Source organism: Methylobacterium sp. WL19 (assembly GCF_008040005.1).
GTDB lineage: Bacteria > Pseudomonadota > Alphaproteobacteria > Rhizobiales > Beijerinckiaceae > Methylobacterium > Methylobacterium bullatum.
The window spans coordinates 1-3,108 of record NZ_VRVC01000234.1; the positions used below are offsets into that span (position 1 = coordinate 1).

Genomic DNA, 3,108 nt, shown 5'->3' on the forward strand with positions numbered 1-3,108 from the left:
GCCCCGCCGATCGGGCCGCCGAGCGCGGTCCCGAGCGCCGCCCCGGCCGTCTGCAGGATGAGCGTGGCCATGCGGGAGGGCTCCGGGAGGGAGGGCTAAAGGATCAGGGACACTCGGTGCGCATCGCCTCGCCCCGCCTGCGGGGAGGGGACGAAGTGCGCGTGCCGGTTAAAGAGGAACGTCAACGGTCACTGCCCAAGCGCACGCGAAAGCTTTCACAGGACGCCATCGCCATGCTCTCTTCGCTTGACCGGAGCACGCCATGACAGAGTTCACGCCCTTCGACGCGTCGGAGTATCTCGGCACTGACGAAGCCATCGCCGAGTATCTCGCGGCCGCCCTCGAAGATTCGGATCCCCAAGTGTTTCTCGCGGCCCTCGGCGACGTGGCCAAGGCGCGGGGCATGACGCAGATCGCCAAGGATTCCGGGATTGGCTGGGAAATTCTTTACAAGGCGCTCTCCCCGGGCTCGAAGCTGCGTTACGAGACCGTCCGGAAGGTCATGGATGGGCTGCGTGTGAGGCTCACCGTCCTTCCGCATTCCTGAAACAGACCATCCTGAAACCGGAGCACATGCGCTTGGTGCGGGCGGCGGTGAGGTCGACTGTGCGGCCATCAATCCAGACCCGCACATCGGTGCGCCTCGCCTCGCCCCGCACGCGGCTACTGGATTCACTTATCCATTCTTGCAGGCAGGGCGCGTCCCTCTCCCCCTTGTGGGGAGAGGTTAGGAGTGGGGGTGGCTCCGCCCGCCTCCGCAGCTTGAGGGTCGCCCAACCACCCCCACCTCCAACTCCTCCCCACAAGGGGGAGGAGGGCAGGTCCGCGCAGCCCGCGAAAGGTGTGAATGCCGTAGGCGTGCCGGGGGAGGGGAAGCGCGCTCGTTGCGCCGCATCGATCTCAGGCGCCGGGAAACCGGAACACATGCGCCAGATGCCGGCGCCACCATCGCGTGAGGGTGACCTCCGTCACCGCCGCGCCGTCATGGGCGTGGACCATCGTCCCGGCCCCGCTGGCGATGGCGCAGTGCTTTGCCGGAAAATGAGAGCGGAAGGCGAAGAGTAGAACGTCGCCTGCTGCCGGTATGTAGCCGGCCGGAAAGTCGCGCACGGCGACGAGGTGGCGCCGTGCGGCTTCCGCCATCGGGTCGGCGCCACCGGGGGCGGATTCCGCCCAGGAGGCCGAATAAGGCGGTGCGGTCTCGGGCTCCGGTCCGAATAGCCCGCGCCAGACCCCCCGGACGAGGCCGAGGCAATCGCAGCCGACGCCCTTGAGCGAGGCCTGATGCCGATAGGGCGTGCCGATCCAGCCCCGTGCCTCGGCGACGATCCGGTCGGCGCTTGGCATGACGGTCTCCTTTGCCGGCTCAGCGGAACAGGCTGCCGCCGTCGAGGGCGGTGCCGGAGCCGGCGGTGCCGCGGATGACGAAGTCGTTGCCGGGCATGTGCGGGAAGCCCTGGAAGTTCACCGCATTGGCGAAAGTGTCGACGCAGGTGGACAGGCGCTTGTCGCATCCGGCCGTGAGCGTGAAGGCGTCTCCCGCCGCGACGGCGCAGGGCGGCTCCTGCCAGAGTTCGATCCGGGCGCCCCCCTCGACCACTGTGTGGGACCGGACGTCATTGGCGAGTCCGGCATTCCCGCCCGAGTTCCAAGTGAGCCGCCCGCCGCTGAAGCGGCCGGCGGGAAAGGCGCCGGCCAGGGCCGTCAGCATCTCGCCGGGCTGCGCCGGCGCGAGGACGGTCCCGGTGGTGCGGAAGCGCGGATCGGCGAGATCGACGCGGCAGCGCGCATCGCCGAGATCCGCCCCGCAGGTGGCCCGGAAGGTCCGGCCGCGCTCCTCGTCGAGGCGGTCCATCAGCCCGCGCAATTCCGCCACGAAGGCGGTGCCCGCCCGGCGGATCTCGCCGATGGTCCCGACATCCAGGAGGAGGCGCGTTCCCGGATCGGTCCAGTCCACGAGCCACGTCTCGATTCCGGCCGCGTCGTAGAGCCCGCCCGCCACGTCCGCGTCGGCGATGCCCAGCGATGTCAGCGCTCCGGCCACCTCGCCGCCCCCCACCGCGAAGCCGAGCTCCGCGCTCGCCTCGGCGGCCTCTAACCCCGAGCGCGCGGCGAAGGTGATGCCGGAGAAGGCGAGGTCGCGGTCGTGGTCGGTGAAGCCGAGGGTGAGGCCGTCGCGCCGGGTCAGCGACCAGCAATGGCACAGGGTGGTGGACCCGCCGGCGAGATGCGCGGCGAGGGCGGCGGGGATGTCGCGCATGCTTTCAGGCTCCGGTCAGGGCACGATCTCAATGAGCGGCACGTTCGGGATCTCTCCGGCGCTGAAGGCCTGGAGGTCCACGCTGAGCTCGTCGGTGTCGAAGCGGACGGGCACGTCGAACCAGAACCCCGCCGTCACCCGCGCGCCCGCGGCGGGGGCCGTCGCCAGGGTGACGAGGCCCGTGGTGCCGTCGCAGGTGAAGGAAGAGGCCGGTCGCTCGACACCGGCCACCGCCACCCGCACGGTCTCCGCCACCGGTTTGGCGATGAGGCGGCGATAGGGCAGCGGCCCGGTGCCGTAGGTCTTGGCGAGGGGAAACACCCGCGTCGCACCGTCGCCGAGGCCGAGTGGCTGGTCGCCCGGCCCCACCGCCTGGCTCGGCGGCCCCGAGCGATGGTCGATCCGGTCGCGATAGCGGAATCCGTAGAGGCGCCCGCGCCGCTCTTCGAAGAAGGCCAGGACCGCATGCAGGGCGTCGAGGGTGCGGATGCCCAGGCCCGCATCGTAGCGCCGCCGCGAATCGGCCCAGCGGCTGTTGCGGTGCTCGCGCCCCGAGGCCAAAGTCACGATCTCGGTGAGGCGGCTCGGCCCCCCGCTGCCGCGCAGCGCCACGTCGAGGGGAAAGCGGACCTCGTGGAAATCACCGGCCATGGCGGGCCTCCCTGGATGATGGTCAGGATGCGCGACGGCCCCGCGTCGTTCTCGCTCAGGACGCGCGCCTTCCGCGCGCTACGGCGCGGGCGAGGGCGGCGGCCACCTGCGCCTCGGAGCGGCGGAAGCTCTCCGCGTCCGGCGTCGCGATATGGACGGTGACGGAGACCGGCTGCCCCGCCGCCCCGCCGGCGACC

The 3,108-nt window shown here is 71.0% G+C and carries 5 protein-coding genes and 1 pseudogene; 2 read left to right on the plus strand and 4 right to left on the minus strand.

Annotated elements, in window-relative coordinates; translation table 11 throughout:
- Together FV220_RS25895 and FV220_RS24535 are read left to right on the plus strand one after the other, a co-directional pair.
- A partial coding sequence (locus tag FV220_RS25895; RefSeq protein WP_210245976.1) for a hypothetical protein occupies positions 1–266 on the plus strand: 266 nt, incomplete at its 5' end.
- The gene (locus FV220_RS24535; protein ID WP_147833531.1) at positions 263–547 is read left to right on the plus strand and encodes an addiction module antidote protein; all 285 of its coding nucleotides are present in this window, start codon (positions 263–265) and stop codon (positions 545–547) included. The genes FV220_RS25895 and FV220_RS24535, both read left to right, overlap by 4 nt.
- A 353-nt stretch (positions 548–900) precedes the next feature.
- Here the strand turns inward: FV220_RS24535 and FV220_RS24540 are convergent, their stop codons facing one another.
- From FV220_RS24540 to FV220_RS26310, 4 genes and pseudogenes are all read right to left on the minus strand, one after another.
- Entirely contained in the window at positions 901–1,347 is a 447-nt protein-coding gene (locus tag FV220_RS24540) for an NlpC/P60 family protein (RefSeq protein ID WP_147833532.1), read from the minus strand.
- A 19-nt stretch (positions 1,348–1,366) separates the two neighbouring features.
- Positions 1,367–2,260 carry a DUF2163 domain-containing protein gene (locus tag FV220_RS24545; protein WP_147833533.1) on the minus strand — a complete coding sequence of 298 codons (894 nt, stop codon included), beginning with the start codon at positions 2,258–2,260 and terminating at the stop codon, positions 1,367–1,369.
- Between the two features lie 15 nt (positions 2,261–2,275).
- Positions 2,276–2,911 carry a DUF2460 domain-containing protein gene (locus FV220_RS24550; protein ID WP_147833534.1) on the minus strand — a complete coding sequence of 212 codons (636 nt, stop codon included), beginning with the start codon at positions 2,909–2,911 and terminating at the stop codon, positions 2,276–2,278.
- A gap of 55 nt (positions 2,912–2,966) precedes the next feature.
- Positions 2,967–3,108: pseudogene (locus FV220_RS26310) on the minus strand (phage tail tape measure protein); the annotation flags it as partial.

What these genes read in the sequence shown, in the direction of transcription:
- FV220_RS24535 (WP_147833531.1), top strand. Translation starts at nt 263, where the DNA reads ATGACAGAGTTCACGCCCTTCGACGCGTCGGAGTATCTCGGCACTGAC.
- FV220_RS24540 (WP_147833532.1), bottom strand. Translation starts at nt 1,347, where the DNA reads ATGCCAAGCGCCGACCGGATCGTCGCCGAGGCACGGGGCTGGATCGGC.
- FV220_RS24545 (WP_147833533.1), bottom strand. Translation starts at nt 2,260, where the DNA reads ATGCGCGACATCCCCGCCGCCCTCGCCGCGCATCTCGCCGGCGGGTCC.
- FV220_RS24550 (WP_147833534.1), bottom strand. Translation starts at nt 2,911, where the DNA reads ATGGCCGGTGATTTCCACGAGGTCCGCTTTCCCCTCGACGTGGCGCTG.